The organism is Streptomyces sp. NPDC056479, from assembly GCF_042795335.1.
Classification (GTDB): domain Bacteria; phylum Actinomycetota; class Actinomycetes; order Streptomycetales; family Streptomycetaceae; genus Streptomyces.
Genome location: NZ_JBHTRZ010000008.1, coordinates 94,013 through 109,658 on the forward strand (window position 1 = coordinate 94,013; position 15,646 = coordinate 109,658).

Genomic DNA, 15,646 nt, shown 5'->3' on the forward strand with positions numbered 1-15,646 from the left:
GCTTTTTCCGAACCTAAACGCTAAGGTTTCGCGAACACCAACCAGACTAATTCGGTCAGGTCTCGTGCGAGTTACATGGCTGTGACGCGTTCCACATCACGCCCGTTTTGCCTGGTATTAAGGGGGCAAAAAGGTGCACTTCGCACACCTTGAGCAGCCCCACTCACGCCCGCGTGATAACACATCCAGCCCCGGCACGTAACCCCGCACGGCCGTGCAATTTCGAATTTCCCTCGGTAAATTCAATTCGCATGACTGCCGCACAAGCAGACCTCCGAATCGACCGTCCGGCGATGGCCGACGGGGCCGCGCTGTGGCGTATTGCCAGAGACTCCGAAGCCCTCGACCTCAACTCGTCGTACAGCTATCTGCTGTGGTGCCGTGACTTCGCCGGCACCTCGGCCGTCGCCCGCGACGAGCGCGGAGAGCCGGTCGGCTTCGTCACCGGGTACGTACGGCCGGAGCGCCCGCACACCCTGCTCGTCTGGCAGGTGGCCGTGGACGACGCGTACCGCGGACGCGGCCTCGCCGCCTCGCTGCTCGACGGCCTCGTCGCGCGGGTCGGCGCCGAGTACGGCGTCACCGGAATCGAGACCACCATCACGCCCGGCAACACCGCCTCCGAGCGACTGTTCGGTTCCTTCGCGGAGCGTCACGGTGCCGCCCTGGAGCGCGAGGTGCTCTTCCCCACCAGCCTGTTCCCGGACGGACCGCACGACCCAGAAGTCCTGTACCGCATCGGTCCCCTCTCCCTCTGATCTTCCCCCCACGCAACGAGGAGCGATTCGTCGTGACCATCACCCAGCCCGACCTCAGCGTCTTCGAGACCCTCGAGTCCGAGGTGCGCAGCTACTGCCGCGGCTGGCCCACCGTCTTCGACCGCGCGCGCGGCAGCCGCATGTACGACGAGGACGGCCACGAGTACCTGGACTTCTTCGCCGGCGCAGGCTCGCTGAACTACGGCCACAACAACCCGGTCCTGAAACGGGCCTTGATCGACTACCTGGAGCGGGACGGCGTCACGCACGGGCTCGACATGTCCACGAGCGCCAAGCGGGCCTTCCTGGAGTCCTTCCAGAACATCGTGCTGCGGCCGCGTGACCTGCCGTACAAGGTCATGTTCCCGGGCCCCACGGGCACCAACGCCGTGGAGTCGGCGCTCAAGCTGGCGCGGAAGGTGAAGGGCCGCGAGGCCATCGTGTCCTTCACGAACGCCTTCCACGGGATGTCCCTGGGCTCCCTCGCCGTGACCGGTAACGCCTTCAAGCGGGCCGGGGCGGGCGTCCCGCTCGTGCACGGCACGCCGATGCCGTTCGACAACTACTTCGATGGCACGGTCGAGGACTTCCTCTGGTTCGAGCGGCTGCTCGAGGACCAGGGCTCCGGGCTCAACAAGCCCGCCGCGGTGATCGTCGAGACCGTGCAGGGCGAGGGCGGCATCAACGTCGCGCGTCCCGAGTGGCTGCGCGCGCTCGCCGAGCTGTGCGAGCGCCAGGACATGCTGCTGATCGTCGACGACATCCAGATGGGCTGCGGGCGCACGGGGGCCTTCTTCTCGTTCGAGGAGGCGGGCATCACCCCCGACATCGTCACCGTGTCCAAGTCCATCAGCGGCTACGGACTGCCCATGTCGCTGTGCCTGTTCAAGCCCGAGCTGGACATCTGGGAGCCCGGCGAGCACAACGGCACCTTCCGCGGCAACAACCCCGCCTTCGTCACGGCGACCGCCGCCCTGGAGTCGTACTGGGCCGACGGCAGCGCCATGGAGAAGCAGACCCGGGCGCGCGGCGAGCAGGTCGAGCAGGGGCTGATCGCCATCTGCGAGGAGAACCTCGCCGAGGTGAAGGAGTACCGGGGCCGCGGGCTGGTGTGGGGCATGGAGTTCCACGACAAGGAGCGGGCCGGCCGGGTGGCGCGGCGCGCCTTCGAACTCGGGCTGCTCATCGAGACGTCCGGCCCGGAGAGCGAGGTCGTCAAACTGCTCCCCGCCCTCACCATCACCCCGGAGGAGCTCGACGAGGGCCTGCGCGTCCTCGCCCGCGCCGTCCGCGAGACCGCCTGACCAACCCTCAACACAGAGAACACCACCACCAAGGAGGTAGGGCAGCACCGTGATCGTCCGTTCGTTCAAGGAGATCGAAGGAACCGAGCGCCATGTGAAATCGGCGTCCGGCACCTGGGAGAGCAAGCGCATCGTCCTCGCCAAGGAGAGGGTCGGCTTCTCGCTGCACGAGACCGTCCTCTACGCGGGTACGGAGACGTCGATGTGGTACGCGAACCACATCGAGGCCGTCGTCTGCGTCGAGGGCGAGGCCGAGCTGACCGACCACGAGACCGGGCGGACGCACGTGATCACGCCCGGAACCATGTACCTCCTGGACGGGCACGAGCGGCACACGCTGCGGATCAAGCAGGACTTCCGCTGCATCTGTGTCTTCAACCCGCCCGTGACCGGCCGGGAGGACCACGACGAGAACGGGGTGTACCCGCTGCTCACCGAGCCCGAGGAGGTGTGAGAAACCCATGACCACCGCCATGACCGGAAACGTCACCGATCTCTACCCCAGCCGCGGCGCCACCGAGGTGTCGACGCCGCGCCAGGACCCTGTCGTGTGGGGCTCCCCCGACACGCCGGGCCCGATCGCGGCCGGCGACCTGCAGTCCTTCGAGCGCGACGGCTTCCTCGCCATCGACCAGCTCATCACCGAGGACGAGGTCGCGGTCTACGCGCAGGAGCTGGAGCGGCTGGTCACCGACCCGGGGATCCGTGCGGACGAGCGCTCGATCATCGAGCCGAAGTCCCAGGAGATCCGGTCCGTCTTCGAAGTGCACCGGATCAGCGAGGTGTTCGCGCGTCTGGTGCGTGACGAGCGGGTCGTCGGCCGGGCGCGACAGATCCTCGGCTCGGACGTGTACGTCCACCAGTCGCGGATCAACGTCAAGCCGGGCTTCGGTGCGAGTGGCTTCTACTGGCACTCCGACTTCGAGACCTGGCACGCCGAGGACGGTCTGCCGAACATGCGGACGGTGTCCGTCTCGATCGCGCTGACCGAGAACTACGACACCAACGGCGGGCTGATGATCATGCCCGGCTCGCACCGGACCTTCCTCGGGTGTTCGGGGTCGACGCCGAAGGACAACTACAAGAAGTCCCTCCAGATGCAGGACGCGGGCACGCCCTCGGACGAGGCGCTGACCAAGATGGCCTCCGAGTACGGCATCAAGCTCTTCACGGGCAGGGCCGGTTCGGCGACCTGGTTCGACTGCAACTGCATGCACGGCTCCGGCGACAACATCACGCCGTTCCCGCGCAGCAATGTGTTCATCGTGTTCAACAGCGTGGACAACGCGGCCGTGGAGCCCTTCGCGGCTCCGGTACGACGGCCGGAGTTCATCGGCGCGAGGGACTTCACCCCGGTGAAGTGACCCTCACAGCCACGCCAGCGACGCGGCCCGCTCCAGTACGTTCCGTACGGCGGCCGCGTCGCCGGTGGCGCCTCTCGGCACTGTCTCCGGGGCGTACCGCCCGCCGAGCAGCAGGCAGAAGTCGACCGGTTCCAGGGCGAGTTCGGCCTGTACGGGCTCGTCCTCGGAGCCCAGCACCCATTCCTCGCCCCCGGTGACCGAGAAGAGCACCGGGGGCGCACTGGGTCCCAGGGCCAGGCCGAGGACGCGGACGGCGAGGCGGACCAGCTGCCAGAGGTGTTCCTGGGGCGGCGGGGCGACGGAGAGGCCCAGGGCGCGGCCGATGTCGTCGGTGTGGATCCACGTCTCGAAGGCGCGCACCAGGAAGTGGTCGGCCACGGGCAGCCGCAGTCCCATCAACGTCACGGCCCGTGCGGCGAGTTCCGGATCGCGGGCCTCGGGCGCGGCGAGCAGCCGGTCCGCCTGCGCGGCCCAGTCGGCCACGGTCTCCTCGGGCGTACGGCCGTGCTCATGGGCGATGACATCGGCGGTACGGCGGTTCCAGGCGTCCTCCCAGGGCGTGTCCTGGGCGATCGGCGAGGGCGGCACGCGCGCGTCGATGCCGAGCCGGGCGGCCAGGTGCTCGTCGGCGGCGAGCAGGTGGGCGACGGTGGCGTGGGCGTCCCAGTCGTGCACGACGGGCGTGGCCCAGCGGCCCGCCAGCTCCGGCAGCAGTGCCTTGAGCCCGGCGACCGCGGCGGCGTAGGGCGCGGCGTGCCCGGCGACACGAGGGGCAGCCGGTCGGATGCGCAGGGCGAGGGAGAGCGCCCCGTCGGCCGGCGGCCCGGGAGCCGCCGCCGGCCCGTCCAGCAGTCGTACGGTCTCCCGCAGCCGTGCCGCCCGCGCCGCGCAGCTCTCGCACTCGGCGAGGTGGGGCCGTACCGTCTCCTCCTCGGCCGGGTCGAGGGCGCCGAAGGCCCAGGCGGCCAGCAGGTCTCGTACCGCCGCGTGATCGTCGGTCATCGCGCGCCTCCTCCCAGTGCCGCTGCTCCGCGAGTACCCCTTCTCGCCATCATGCGCCCCTTTCGAGCGCCGGGTCGGGCGGGTCGGCCAAAGTTTCCGCCAAGGCGCGCAGGGCGGTGCGCAGCCGGGTCTTGGCGGTGCCCTCGGGAATCCCCAGCTCCACGGCGGCCTGCCGGTAGGTGCGGCCGGCGAAGTAGGCGAGGTGCACGACCTCCCGTTGCGGCTGCGGGAGTTCGGCGAGTGCGGAGTGCAGCAGGAGGGAGCGTTCCCGGTCGACGACCGTCTCGTCGGGGCCGGGCCCGGCGTCGGGGATGGCCTGGAGCGCGGAGTCGTCGGCTCCGGCGGCCTTGCGGTGCCGGGCCTCGCTGCGGACCCAGTCCACGGCCCGCCGGTGGGCGAGCACGGACAGCCAGGTGCGCAGCGAGCCGCGGCGCGCGTCGTAGGTGTACAGCCGGCTCCACAGGTGGGCGAAGACCTCCTGCGCCACGTCCTCGGCGGCGGCCGGAGAGCGGGTCACCCGCACCGCGACGCCCCGCACCAGCCCGCCGTACGCCGCGTACACCTCGGCCAGCGCGGACTCGTCGCCGTACACCAGCCGTCGGTGCACTTCCGCGTCGGCGGTCCGCTGTACGGACGTATCGCCCGTGGACTCCACCGGCACCACCACCCCTGGTGCCTTTCCTAGCGTCCCGGGCGGGCCCGCGCCAGTGGTTCAGGCAGACAGTGCGTCGAGCAGCCGGTCGACATCCGCCTGGGTGTTGTAGAGGTGGAAGGCGGCGCGCAGGTTGCCCGCCCGGTCGGAGACCTGGATTCCGGCCGCGCTCAGCTCGGGCTGGCACCGGCCGAGGCCGGGCACGGAGACGATGGCCGAGCCGGGTGAGGGCACCGGTTCGTGGCCGAGAGCGGACAGTCCCTCGCGGAAGCGGTCGGCGAGGGCCAGGTCGTGGGCCTGGATGGCGGCCACGCCCAGTTCCTCGATCAGTTCCAGGGAGGCGCGCAGCGCGGCATGGCTGAACAGGCTGGGGCTGATGTCGAAGCGGCGGGCGGAGTGGGCGAGGTCCTCGACGGGGCCGTAGCAGCTGTCCCAGGGCAGCTCCCCGGCGACCCAGCCCGCGAGCAGCGGGGTCAGCCCGCCGAAGTCCTGCGGGACGACGCAGAACGCGGCCCCGTGCGGGCCCATGAGCCACTTGAAGCCGACGGCGGCGACGAAGTCGTGCTCACCGGCCTCCAGCGGCAGCCATCCGGCCGACTGGGAGGCGTCGACGTAGGTGCGCGCCCCGTGGTCCAGGGCGGCGGCGCGCACCGCGGACAGGTCGGCGATCCGGCCGTCGGCGGACTGCGCGGCGCTGACCGCGACGAGAGCGGTGTCCGGGCGGACCGACTCGGCGAGGCGCTCCAGCGGGACGGCCCGCACCTTGAGGTCGGCACGCATGTGGAAGGGGTTCACGAGGGACGAGAAGTCGGCCTCGGCGGTGAGGACTTCGGCGCCGGCGGGCAGCGACGCGGCGATCAGCCCGCCGTACTCGGCGACCGAGGCGCCGATCGCGACCCGTCCGGCGGACACGCCCGCCAGCCGGGCGAAGGAGGCGCGGACGGCCTCCACGTCCTCGTACAGCGGGCCGAGCGGCGTGCCCTCGGCCCGCATCCGCACGGCCCGTTGCAGGGCGGTGACGGCGCGGGCCGGCAACAGGCCGTTGCTCGCGGTGTTGAGATAGACGTTCTTCGGGGCGAACTCGGCGCGGACGAGGCTCTCGAAGGTCTCCATGAGCTCCACTGTGAGCCCTGAACACCTATCAGTCCATTGCGATTCTTTGCGTGGTTTCGCCAAGGAACGCTTATGGATGGCCTCCGACCTGCGCCTTCGACCTGTGCCTCCGACCTGCGGCTTCGCTCGGCGACTCAGCGCTGCGGTACCGCGCACCCGTCGGGGCCGCACACGTCCGCGTCACCCTGGTCGACGAGCTGCAGCGGCGGCCGCTCGCCCCACGCCTGCGTCAGCGCCCGCTCGAAGACCTCGGCCGGCTGGGCGCCGGAGACGCCGTACTTGCGGTCGAGGACGAAGAACGGCACACCGGTGGCGCCGAGCTGGGCGGCCTCGCGCTCGTCGGCGCGGACGTCGTCGGCGTAGGCGTCGGGGTCGGCGAGAACCTTGCGGGCGTCGTCGGCGTCGAGCCCGGCGGCGACGGCCAGCTCCACGAGCCGCTCCTCGCCCTCGGCGAAGACGGACCGCTCCTCGGCGAAGTTCGCCCGGTAGAGGATCTGGATCAGCTCGTCCTGCCGGCCCTGCTCCTTGGCGAGGTGCAGCAGCCGGTGCATGTCGAAGGTGTTGCCGTGGTCGCGGCCCTCGGTGCGGTACTCCAGGCCCTCCGCGGCGGCCTGAGTGCCGAGGTTCTCCTCACCGGCCTGTGCCTGCGCCGCGCTCATGCCGTACTTCTTCGTGAGCATGGTGATCACGGGCTGGATGTCGCCCTTGGCGCGCCCCGGGTCCAGTTCGAACGAGCGGTGCACCACCTCGACCTGCTCCCGGTGCGGGAAGGCCTCGAGCGCCTTCTCGAAGCGGGCCTTGCCCACATAGCACCAGGGGCAGGCGATGTCGCTCCAGATCTCGACGCGCATGTCTTCGGCTCTCCAGGTCGTACGGGATGCGGAGACCCCCTCCGCCTAAAACATGAACGTTCAAACAGCGGCGTTCATTCCCACGTTCATTCCCACGTTCATTCCCCGGGCACGGAGAAGCGCAGATTCAGGTGATGGTCCCCCTCGGCGGGCGGGTTGTCCGGGTCCGGGATCCAGCCCTGACGGGCGTAGAAGGCCTGGGCGCGCCGGTTGTCGGCGTGCACGTCGAGCACGGCCGTGAGCTTGCCGTCGGCCCGCCACTCCTCCGCACAGGCCGCGTGCAGGGCCCTTCCGACGCCGCGGCCCCAGTGCTCGGGATCGACATGGAACTGGAACAGCTTGACCGTGTCGGCGGGGGCGCCCTGCGGGGTGCGGAAGGACGCGAGCCCGATGAGGCGGCCGTCCTCGACGACGCCCAGCACATGCCCATCCGGCCGCGCGATGGCGCCCTGCCAGGCGGCGAGCCAGTCGGTGCCGTCCTGCGGCAGCCCTTCGGGGTAGTAGGTCGCCCGGGCACGCGCGTGCAGGGCGGCGACCCTCTCCGCCTCGGCGGGCAGGACGGTACGGATCACCCGGGTTCCGGTCACTCTGTGGCTGATCATGCAACGGAGGACGTGCTCTCGGCCGCCCCGGTTCCGAGCCGGCTGAACTGCACCCGGTAGGCGCTGGGCGTCAGCCCCGTTCGGCGGACCAGATGCCCGCGCAGCGAGTCGGCGGTGCCCAGGCCGCAGGCGCGGGCCACCTGGTCCATGGGCAGGGCGGTGGTCTCCAGCAGCTCCTTGGCGCGCTCGATGCGCTGGTGCAGCAGCCACTGCAGCGGACTCACCCCGCTCTCGGCGTGGAAGCGGCGGGTGAGGGTGCGGACGCTGACGCCGCCGTGCCGGGCCAGGTCGGTGAGGGTGAGCGGCTTGTCGAGGTTGCGCATGGCCCAGCCGCGGGTGTCGGCGCAGGCCTCGCCGCGCTCGGGCGGCAGCGGAGTCTGGGTGAACTGGGTCTGGCCGCCGGGCCGTACGGGCGCGACGAGGGCGCGCCGGGCCACCTCGTTGGCGACGGCGGCGCCGTAGTCGGTGCGGATGATGTGCAGGCACAGGTCGATGCCGGCGGCGTAGCCGGACGAGGTCAGATACGGCCCGTCCTGGACGTACAGCACGTCTCCGCGCAGGTCGACACGCGGGTACCGGCGCTGCAGCTCCTCGGCGTGCGCCCAGTACGTCGTGGCCCTGCGTCCGTGCAGCAGGCCCGCCTCGGCGAGTTGGAAGGCACCGGTGCACAGGGACGCGATCCGCCGGCCGTCGGCGGCCGCCTCACGGACCGCGCTCACGATCCGCGACTCCGGCTCGAAGGGCTCCCCGGTCCCGGCCACGAGCACCGTGTCCGCCTCCCGCACGACGTCGAGTCCGTGCCGTACGTACAGGTCGAGTCCGCCGGTGGTGGGCACCGGTCCCGGCTCGGCCGCGCAGATGACCACCTCGTAGCCGGGCCGCCCGGCCACCTCGACCTTGCCGAACAGCATCTCCGGGATGGCGAGGTTGAACATCGACACGGGCGAGGGCGCGACGACGGCGATGCGGTGCGGGGCGAGCGATGGGGACATGGCCAGAACCTCCGGGTGCATGGCATTCCGGCCACTACTGTACGGCGGCAAAGCCGCGCAGCATGGGGGCATGTCGATGAACGTGACGCGCGACCGCGCTCAACTCCAGGACTCTCAAGGTGAGTTGACCCCGAAGCCCATGGAATCCAGGACACCCTCCGCCGCCCTCACCCTCACCGCCGGACTCCTCGGCTTCGCGCTCGTCTGCCTCGACGCCTCGATCGTGAACGTGGCCCTGCCCGCGATCGGTTCTTCCCTCGGCGGCGGGATGTCCGGCCTCCAGTGGGTCGTCGACGCCTACACGCTGGCCTTCGCCGCACTGATGCTGTCCACCGGGGCGTTCTCGGACCGGGCCGGCGCGAGCCGGGCGTACGCGCTCGGTGCCGCCGTCTTCACGCTCGCCTCGGCGGCCTGCGGTCTGGCGCCGAACCTGCCGGCGCTGATCGGCGCGCGGGTCGTGCAGGGCGTCGCGGCGGCGGTCGTGCTGCCGGCCTCGCTGGCGCTGGTGCGGCAGGCGTACGCCGATCCGGCGCGGCGGGCCCGTGCGGTGGCCCTGTGGGCGGCTGGTGGTTCGGCGGCGGTGGCGCTGGGCCCGGTGGTGGGCGGCCTGCTCACCACGGCGTGGGACTGGCGCGGGATCTTCTTCGTCAATCTTCCGGTGGGCGTCCTGATCCTCGCGCTGCTGGTCCGGGCTCCGCGTTCGCGACGACGTCCGGCGCCGCTGGACCTGCCCGGTCAGGTGACGGCGGTGGTGGCGCTCACGGCGCTGACCTTCGCGGTGATCGAGGGCGGCACGGCGGGCTGGGCGGCACTCGCGGCAGCCCTCGTCGCCATCGCCTTGTTCCTTCGCATCGAGGCACGCCGGCCGCACCCGGTCGTCCCGCTCGGCCTGTTCCGCAACCGGACCGTCGCGGTGACGGTGGCCGCCGGAGCGGCGGTCAGCGTCGCCTTCTACAGCATGGTGTTCGTCTTCTCGCTCTTCTTCCAGCAGGTCCAGGGCCGTTCCGCGCTCCAGGCCGGGCTGATGTTCCTGCCGATGACGGGTCTGATCGCGGTGACGAACGTGGTCGCGGGCAAGCTCGCGGGCCGCCACGGCGCCCGGCTGCCCATGGTGCTGGGGCAGGGCCTGGCCGTCGCAGGACTGCTCGTGACGCTGTACGTCGACGCCGGCACTCCCCCGGTCCTGGTGGCCCTGCTCCTCGTCCCGATGGCGCTGGGCTGCGCGCTGACGGTGCCGCCGCTGACCGCGGCCATGATGGACGCCGTGCCGGCCGAGCGGGCGGGCCTGGCGGCGGGCGTGCTCAACGCGGCCCGGCAGATGGCGGGGGCGTTGGGCATCGCCGTCTTCGGGGCGCTGATCTCCGACGGTTTCGTGGCGGGGATGCGGCTGAGCGTGGTCATCAGCGCGGCCCTGCTCACGGTGACCGGCCTGCTCAGCTTCCGTCTCGCAGGTCCTTCGGCCAGTTCGGCCTGAACTCGAGGTGGTCGTACGTCACCACGCACCCCTCCCCCAGCGGCGACTGCGTCATGAAGCCGACGAGGGCCGCGCCGGTCTCCTTCTCGTCGCCGAGGGTGAACAGCCGGACGAAGGTCCACCGCTCGCCGTCGCGGGAGGCGTGGAAGGCGAAGGCGCGGCCGGTGCGGCTCACCCGCAGCCACACCGAGCTTCCCTCCACCGAGAAGGAGTTGGCGTCGTCCGAGTGGCCCCGGGTGACGACCGTGCAGACGGTGGGCACGTCCGGGGAGTACTCCAGGCACAGCTTGGCCCAGGCCCGCTCGCCGACGTGGACGTACAGGACCCCGGCGTCGAAGGCGCCCGCGAAGCCGACGGTGACGCGGGCGATCAGCTGGAAGTCGCCCTCGGGCGAGCCGAGCAGCCGGGGCGCGTCGGAGGCGGCGTCCAGGGCCTCGCCGGTGGGCGGCACGAAACGGTCCTGCCGGGGGCCGGCCCACCCGGAGAGGATGCCGTCGTCCTCGTAGGACCAGTGGCCGTCCGGGCCGTAGGTGCGCAGCGGGAAGGGCAGTTCGGGGATTTTCAGGTCCATGGCGGGATTCTTCCAGGTCGTCCCCCGCGCCGGGTGCCCTAGGGCCGGGTCAGCGCGACTGGAGCGCGTCCAGGGCCACGGCCTGGGCGATGGCTAGGCGCAGGTCCAGGTCGGGCGAGGCCACGTCGAGCAGATAGCGGTCGCGCAGCCCGATCTTCTTGTCGACCTTCATCACCGGAGCGTCGCCCGAGGCGAAGTCGAAGTGGTAGGGCCACGCGAACGGTATGAAGTCGAGCGGCAGCAGCTCCCAGACCCGGCGCAGCACCGCCACGACCCGGTTGCGCTCCTGTCCGACGGCCGTGACCGAGCCCGGCTGGTCCAGCTCCCATGTCGAGCGGAGCAGGGAGGCGGCGAACTTCTTGCGGAACGTGCCGACGGGGTTGTCCCTCGCGTCCCGCACCTCGTAGACGGCGCCGACGTCGAGGATCTGCCGGGCCTTGGCGGTGAACAGGACCCGGTCCTTGGACTCGTCGGTGTAGAAGGTCATCTGCTCCTTGAGCGTCATCCGCTTCTGCTCGGCGAAGGCGACGACCCTGCCGTCGGAGCCGTCCGGCAGCGTCTCGGCCACGACATACCGGTTGATCATGAAGGTCGTCTTCTGCCGGATGGTGAAACGCTCGTTCGTCCGCCGTGCCGCACTGTCCACTGTTCCGCTCCCGAGCCGGTGATCCCTGCCGCCGGGCTTCCGTCCGGCGGATCCGCCCATCCTCATCGCGCGTCCCGGTCCGGGTCAGTCTTCGTAAGTCGACATCCGCAGCGACCAAAGATGACGGGGACGGTGGCGAGCGGGTGTCGACTTTCGTCGTTCGGGGCCGCACCTAAGGGCGGATGCGGGCGCCCCGGGGCGGCTGTCTATCGTCTGCGCGTGGACCCAGCACAGACACCCCGCACCGACCGGCCGCTGCGCGCCCGGCTCGCCGCAGCCTCCCCGTGGCCCCGTAGGCGGATCATCGGGGAGTGCGCGCTCACCGTCGTGCTCGCCGGGTCGGCGGGCATCTTCGACGGCAATCCCGGATTCGGCGCGTGGTCCGTCGTCGTGACCCTTGCCGTCGCCGTACTGTCACTGGCCCGACGCTCGTTGCCGGTGCCGGTGCTGCTCATCTCCTCGGCCATGGCCGGGGTGGTGGCCGGCTCGGTGCTGCTGCTGATGTACGCGAGCTGGTCGGCGGGCAGCCGGATCATGCGCCCCGGGCGCGCGCTGGCCTCGTACGCCGCCGCGTTCGTGCTCTACCTCGTCGTCGGCGCCCACGCGGCTGCCGAGGAGGAGATCGAGATGTCGCTGCTCCTGACGGCGGGGCTGGCGGCGGGATCGTTCGTGGCCCTGGTGATCGTGCCGGGCCTCGCCTCCCGCTACCGCGCCCAGCGCCATGCCCTGCTCGACGCCCTGCGGCGGCACAACGCCCAACTGGTGCGCGAGCAGGCGATGGTGGCGGGGCAGGCCCGGCTGCTGGAGCGGCAGCGCATCGCCCAGGACATGCACGACAGCCTCGGTCACCAGCTCGCCCTGATCTCCGTGCACGCCGGGGCGCTGGAGGTGGACCCGGACCTGAGCGACCGCCAGCGGGAAGGGGTGGGCATCCTCCGGGAGGCCTCCAGGTCCGCGATGCGGGAGTTGCGCGAGGCGGTGGGCATCCTGCGGGACGGCGTCGCGGCGCCCGCCGGACAGCCGCCGGGCCCGGCCGACGGCGAGCCCCCGACGGCCCGCGGGGCGGCCACCGTCGACGACCTCGTCGAGTCGTCGCGGGCCGCGGGCGCGGCCGTGGAGCTGCACCGCTCCGGCACGGTACGGCCCCTTCCGCCCGCCGCCGACCACGCGGCGTACCGCATCGCCCAGGAGGGCCTGACCAACGCGCACAAGCACGCGCCGGGCGCCCCGATCTCCGTGGCGCTGCGCTACGAACCGGACAGCCTGGTGGTCGAGGTGGCCAACGGCCCCGTGCCGGCCGACGCACCGGCGGCGCCGCCCGCCGTGAGCGGTGGCCAGGGCCTGGCGGGCCTGCGGGAGCGGGCCAGGCTGGTCGGCGGCATGGTGCACACCGGCCCCGCTCCCGACGGCGGTTTCCGTCTCGCCGGTGTGCTGCCCTACGGCGGTGGGGAGTCCCGGCCCGGCCCGGACGGAGCGACCTCCGTCGCGGCCGACGACGACTTTCGGGGGCAGATCGGCGGGGGCATGGCGGGCGACGGTGGAGCGGTCATCGACCGTTCCGATCCGCAAGGGGAGTTCGCCGCCATCATGAGCAGCAAGAAGAAGGTCGCCCTCGGCTGTGTCGTCACCTCCGTCGTCCTCGTCGTGGGCGTTCTCGCCCTCGGGGCCTGGGGGCTGACGGCGCTGTTCGACGAGATGGAGAGCGGCACCATATCGCCGAGCGTGTACAAGTCCGCGAAGGTCGGCGACGCCGAGAAGGACGTGAAGGCCAAGCTGCCGGAGGGCAGTTCCCTGCTCACCGACGGTCAGGAGAAGCAGGGTCCGCCGCTGCCCGAGGGCGCGACGTGCCGTCACTACCTGGACATCGACGACGACCTCGTCTACCGGTTCTGCTTCCGGGACGGAAAGCTGGTCGCGAAGGAGTCCTTCAAGGACAAGCTCTGAACGGCGGCGACGAGGTCGCACAGGTGACCGGATCGGGCATGATGGCGGGGCTTTGCCATCCGTTCATCACACCCATACCGTGCAGGAGGCCGCGTGATCCGGGTCCTCGTCGCCGACGACGAGCCGCTCATCAGGGCCGGCATCAGGATGATCCTCACCTCGGCCGACGACATCGACGTCGTCGCCGAGGCGGCGGACGGGCGGGAAGCGGTGGAGACCGCCCGGGGCACCGCGGTCGACGTGGCCCTGCTGGACATCCAGATGCCGGTGATGGACGGGCTGACCGCGCTGGCCGAGCTGGGCCGGGCCGCGCCGGATGTGCGGGTGCTGATCCTGACCACGTTCGGCGAGCGCGAGAACGTCCTGCGGGCGCTGGGTCACGGCGGCGCGGGCTTCCTGCTGAAGGACTCCGCGCCGCAGGAGCTGATCCATGCGGTGCGCGCGGCGGCGGCCGGCAACGCCTATCTCTCCCCGGCCGCCACCCGGCACGTCGTGGACACCCTGGCCTCCCCCGCCGCCACCGCGCGCGGCGAGGAGGCGCGCCGGCGGCTGGCCGGCCTGACCGCCCGTGAAAGCGAGGTGCTGGCCCTGCTGGGCGAGGGCCTGTCCAACGCGGACGCGGGCGCCCGTCTGCACATGAGCGAGGCCACGGTGAAGACGTACGTCAGCCGCATCCTGACCAAGCTCGACTGCGAGAACCGGGTCCAGGCGGCACTCCTGGCCCGGGACGCGGGCCTGGAGTCACACCGGGGCTGACCGGACTCAGCTTTGCAGCGCGCCGTTGAACCTCCGGGGCAGCCCCAGCGGATTGTCGTCCCGCAGCTCCGCGGGAAGCAGCGCCTCGGGCGCCCCCTGGTAGGCCACCGGCCGCAGCCACCGTTCGATGGCCGTACCGCCCACCGACGTCGAGGTCGAGGTCGTCGCCGGGTACGGACCGCCGTGATGCTGGGCCGGCGCGACGGCGACACCCGTCGGCCACCCGTTGACCAGCACCCGGCCGGCCAACGGCGTCAGCTCCGCCAGGATCTCCGCGCCGCGTCCCTCGCCGGCCGCCTCCTCGGACGACAGGTGAACGGTCGCGGTGAGGTTGCCGGGCAGCCGGGACAGCACGGCTTGCGCCTGTGCGTCGTCGTCGTAGCGGACCACCACCGTCACCGGGCCGAAGCACTCCTCCAGGAGCAGGTCGTAGGCCCCCTCGGCGGTCAGCTTCTCGGCCGCGACCGACAGGAACCCGGCGCTGACCGTGTGCTCACCGCCCGCGCCCGGCGTCACCGGCGACTCCACGTCCGGCAGTTCGGTGCGCTCGGCGACCCCGGCGATGAAGTTGTCACGCATCCGGTGGTCCAGCAGGACGCCGGCCTCGCTGTCGCTGACGGCGTCCGTGAGGGACTTGACCAGTCCGTCGCCCCCCACGCCGGACGGCACCAGGACGAGGCCCGGCTTCACACAGAACTGGCCGACGCCCAGCGTCATGGACCCGGCGAGACCGGTGCCGATCGCCTCGCCGCGCTCGGTCGCGGCGGCCTCCGTGACGACGACCGGGTTCAGCGAGCCCAGCTCGCCGTGGAAGGGGATCGGGACCGGGCGGGCGGCGGCCGCGTCGAACAGGGCACGACCGCCCCGTACCGAACCGGTGAAGCCGGCCGCGGCGACCTGCGGGTGCCTGATCAGCTCGATGCCGGCCTCGAAGCCGTGCACCAGACCCACGACGCCCTCGGGGATGCCGTGCCGGATGGCGGCCGTACGCAGCACCTTGGCGACCAGCTCGGACAGCGCCGGGTGGTCGGGGTGGGCCTTGACCACGACCGGGCAGCCCGCGGCCAGCGCGCTCGCGGTGTCGCCGCCGGCGACGGAGAAGGCGAACGGGAAGTTGGAGGCCGAGTAGACGGCGACGACGCCGAGCGGCACCTTGTAGCGGCGCAGGTCCGGGATCGGCGGGGTGGCGGTGGCGTCGGGGTGGTTGATGACGACGTCCAGGAAGGCGCCCTCGTCGACGATGTCCGCGAAGGCCCTCAGCTGGTAGCAGGTGCGGGCGAGTTCGCCGGTGAGGCGGACCGGGCCGAGCGCCGTCTCGGCGTCGGCGGCCTCGACGAGCAGGTCCCTGGCGGCCTCCAGCTTGTCGGCGGCGGTGCGCAGGAAGGCCGCGCGGACCGTCCGGTCGGCGAGCGAGCCGCGCGCCTCGTGCGCGGCGCGGACGGCGGTGTCCACCTCCTGGGCTGTGGCCTCCACCGCAACCTGTTCACGCTGCTTCCCGGTACGGGGGTCGACACTCCAGACTGGTGCTGCTGCCACCGCGGGTCCCTCCACATGTATTGCCGCAGTACTGGGTCATCCACCAGGAGTGTTCGATATACTGAACACTGTCTCTGATGA

16 protein-coding genes are annotated in these 15,646 nt (G+C 71.6%); 7 read left to right on the forward strand and 9 right to left on the reverse strand.

The window, feature by feature from the left end; genetic code table 11:
• Positions 1-251: 251 nt before the first annotated feature.
• From ectA to thpD, 4 genes are read left to right on the forward strand one after another with little or no spacing between them, the layout of a single operon-like run.
• Positions 252-758 carry a diaminobutyrate acetyltransferase gene (gene ectA / locus ACFQ6S_RS29385; protein ID WP_383416136.1) on the forward strand — a complete coding sequence of 169 codons (507 nt, stop codon included), beginning with the start codon at positions 252-254 and terminating at the stop codon, positions 756-758.
• Between the two features lie 32 nt (positions 759-790).
• On the forward strand, positions 791-2,062 hold the full coding sequence (ectB, locus tag ACFQ6S_RS29390; protein ID WP_383416139.1) for a diaminobutyrate--2-oxoglutarate transaminase: 1,272 nt from the start codon (positions 791-793) through the stop codon (positions 2,060-2,062).
• A gap of 49 nt (positions 2,063-2,111) precedes the next feature.
• Positions 2,112-2,516, forward strand: a complete 405-nt coding sequence (locus ACFQ6S_RS29395) for an ectoine synthase (RefSeq protein WP_383416142.1) — start codon at positions 2,112-2,114, stop codon at positions 2,514-2,516.
• Positions 2,517-2,523: 7 nt separating this feature from the next.
• Positions 2,524-3,426, forward strand: coding sequence for an ectoine hydroxylase (gene thpD / locus ACFQ6S_RS29400; protein WP_383416145.1), 903 nt, complete (start codon positions 2,524-2,526; stop codon positions 3,424-3,426).
• Between the two features lie 3 nt (positions 3,427-3,429).
• Here the strand turns inward: thpD and ACFQ6S_RS29405 are convergent, their stop codons facing one another.
• From ACFQ6S_RS29405 to ACFQ6S_RS29430, 6 genes are all read right to left on the reverse strand, one after another.
• Positions 3,430-4,428, reverse strand: coding sequence for a maleylpyruvate isomerase family mycothiol-dependent enzyme (locus ACFQ6S_RS29405; protein WP_383416148.1), 999 nt, complete (start codon positions 4,426-4,428; stop codon positions 3,430-3,432).
• A 49-nt stretch (positions 4,429-4,477) separates the two neighbouring features.
• A complete protein-coding gene (locus ACFQ6S_RS29410) occupies positions 4,478-5,095 on the reverse strand; it encodes an RNA polymerase sigma factor (RefSeq protein ID WP_383416151.1) in 618 nt (205 codons plus the stop codon).
• A gap of 45 nt (positions 5,096-5,140) precedes the next feature.
• Positions 5,141-6,193 carry an aminotransferase class V-fold PLP-dependent enzyme gene (locus ACFQ6S_RS29415; RefSeq protein WP_383416154.1) on the reverse strand — a complete coding sequence of 351 codons (1,053 nt, stop codon included), beginning with the start codon at positions 6,191-6,193 and terminating at the stop codon, positions 5,141-5,143.
• A gap of 134 nt (positions 6,194-6,327) precedes the next feature.
• Entirely contained in the window at positions 6,328-7,044 is a 717-nt protein-coding gene (locus tag ACFQ6S_RS29420; RefSeq protein WP_383416156.1) for a DsbA family oxidoreductase, read from the reverse strand.
• Positions 7,045-7,142: 98 nt separating this feature from the next.
• Entirely contained in the window at positions 7,143-7,646 is a 504-nt protein-coding gene (locus ACFQ6S_RS29425) for a GNAT family N-acetyltransferase (RefSeq protein ID WP_383416159.1), read from the reverse strand.
• On the reverse strand, positions 7,643-8,638 hold the full coding sequence (locus tag ACFQ6S_RS29430) for a GlxA family transcriptional regulator (protein ID WP_383416162.1): 996 nt from the start codon (positions 8,636-8,638) through the stop codon (positions 7,643-7,645). The genes ACFQ6S_RS29425 and ACFQ6S_RS29430 overlap by 4 nt, the downstream gene beginning before the upstream one ends.
• A 70-nt stretch (positions 8,639-8,708) precedes the next feature.
• Between ACFQ6S_RS29430 and ACFQ6S_RS29435 the strand changes: the two genes are divergently transcribed.
• Positions 8,709-10,112 (forward strand): MFS transporter, encoded by a 1,404-nt coding sequence (locus tag ACFQ6S_RS29435; RefSeq protein ID WP_383416165.1) that lies wholly within the window; start codon positions 8,709-8,711, stop codon positions 10,110-10,112.
• On the opposite strand, the gene ACFQ6S_RS29440 is transcribed toward ACFQ6S_RS29435, so the two are convergent.
• Both ACFQ6S_RS29440 and ACFQ6S_RS29445 read right to left on the reverse strand, forming a co-directional pair.
• Positions 10,072-10,683: a DUF1349 domain-containing protein gene (locus ACFQ6S_RS29440; RefSeq protein WP_383416168.1), complete on the reverse strand. Its 612-nt coding sequence runs from the start codon at positions 10,681-10,683 to the stop codon at positions 10,072-10,074. The genes ACFQ6S_RS29435 and ACFQ6S_RS29440 overlap by 41 nt on opposite strands.
• 49 nt (positions 10,684-10,732) lie before the next feature.
• On the reverse strand, positions 10,733-11,329 hold the full coding sequence (locus ACFQ6S_RS29445) for a hypothetical protein (protein WP_383416171.1): 597 nt from the start codon (positions 11,327-11,329) through the stop codon (positions 10,733-10,735).
• A gap of 219 nt (positions 11,330-11,548) precedes the next feature.
• On the opposite strand from ACFQ6S_RS29445, the gene ACFQ6S_RS29450 reads away from it, so the two are divergent.
• Positions 11,549-13,273 (forward strand): sensor histidine kinase, encoded by a 1,725-nt coding sequence (locus ACFQ6S_RS29450; protein ID WP_383416174.1) that lies wholly within the window; start codon positions 11,549-11,551, stop codon positions 13,271-13,273.
• Between the two features lie 93 nt (positions 13,274-13,366).
• Positions 13,367-14,029 (forward strand): response regulator, encoded by a 663-nt coding sequence (locus ACFQ6S_RS29455; RefSeq protein ID WP_383416177.1) that lies wholly within the window; start codon positions 13,367-13,369, stop codon positions 14,027-14,029.
• Positions 14,030-14,035: 6 nt separating this feature from the next.
• Here the strand turns inward: ACFQ6S_RS29455 and ACFQ6S_RS29460 are convergent, their stop codons facing one another.
• Positions 14,036-15,565, reverse strand: coding sequence for an aldehyde dehydrogenase (NADP(+)) (locus ACFQ6S_RS29460; RefSeq protein WP_383416180.1), 1,530 nt, complete (start codon positions 15,563-15,565; stop codon positions 14,036-14,038).
• Between the last annotated feature and the right edge of the window lie 81 nt (positions 15,566-15,646).

Bases quoted from the DNA above. Each gene is read 5' to 3' on its own strand.
- ACFQ6S_RS29405 (WP_383416148.1), bottom strand. From the start codon at position 4,428: ATGACCGACGATCACGCGGCGGTACGAGACCTGCTGGCCGCCTGGGCC.
- thpD (WP_383416145.1), top strand. From the start codon at position 2,524: ATGACCACCGCCATGACCGGAAACGTCACCGATCTCTACCCCAGCCGC.
- ACFQ6S_RS29435 (WP_383416165.1), top strand. From the start codon at position 8,709: ATGTCGATGAACGTGACGCGCGACCGCGCTCAACTCCAGGACTCTCAA.
- ACFQ6S_RS29440 (WP_383416168.1), bottom strand. From the start codon at position 10,683: ATGGACCTGAAAATCCCCGAACTGCCCTTCCCGCTGCGCACCTACGGC.
- ACFQ6S_RS29430 (WP_383416162.1), bottom strand. From the start codon at position 8,638: ATGTCCCCATCGCTCGCCCCGCACCGCATCGCCGTCGTCGCGCCCTCG.
- ACFQ6S_RS29425 (WP_383416159.1), bottom strand. From the start codon at position 7,646: ATGATCAGCCACAGAGTGACCGGAACCCGGGTGATCCGTACCGTCCTG.
- ACFQ6S_RS29420 (WP_383416156.1), bottom strand. From the start codon at position 7,044: ATGCGCGTCGAGATCTGGAGCGACATCGCCTGCCCCTGGTGCTATGTG.
- ectA (WP_383416136.1), top strand. From the start codon at position 252: ATGACTGCCGCACAAGCAGACCTCCGAATCGACCGTCCGGCGATGGCC.
- ACFQ6S_RS29415 (WP_383416154.1), bottom strand. From the start codon at position 6,193: ATGGAGACCTTCGAGAGCCTCGTCCGCGCCGAGTTCGCCCCGAAGAAC.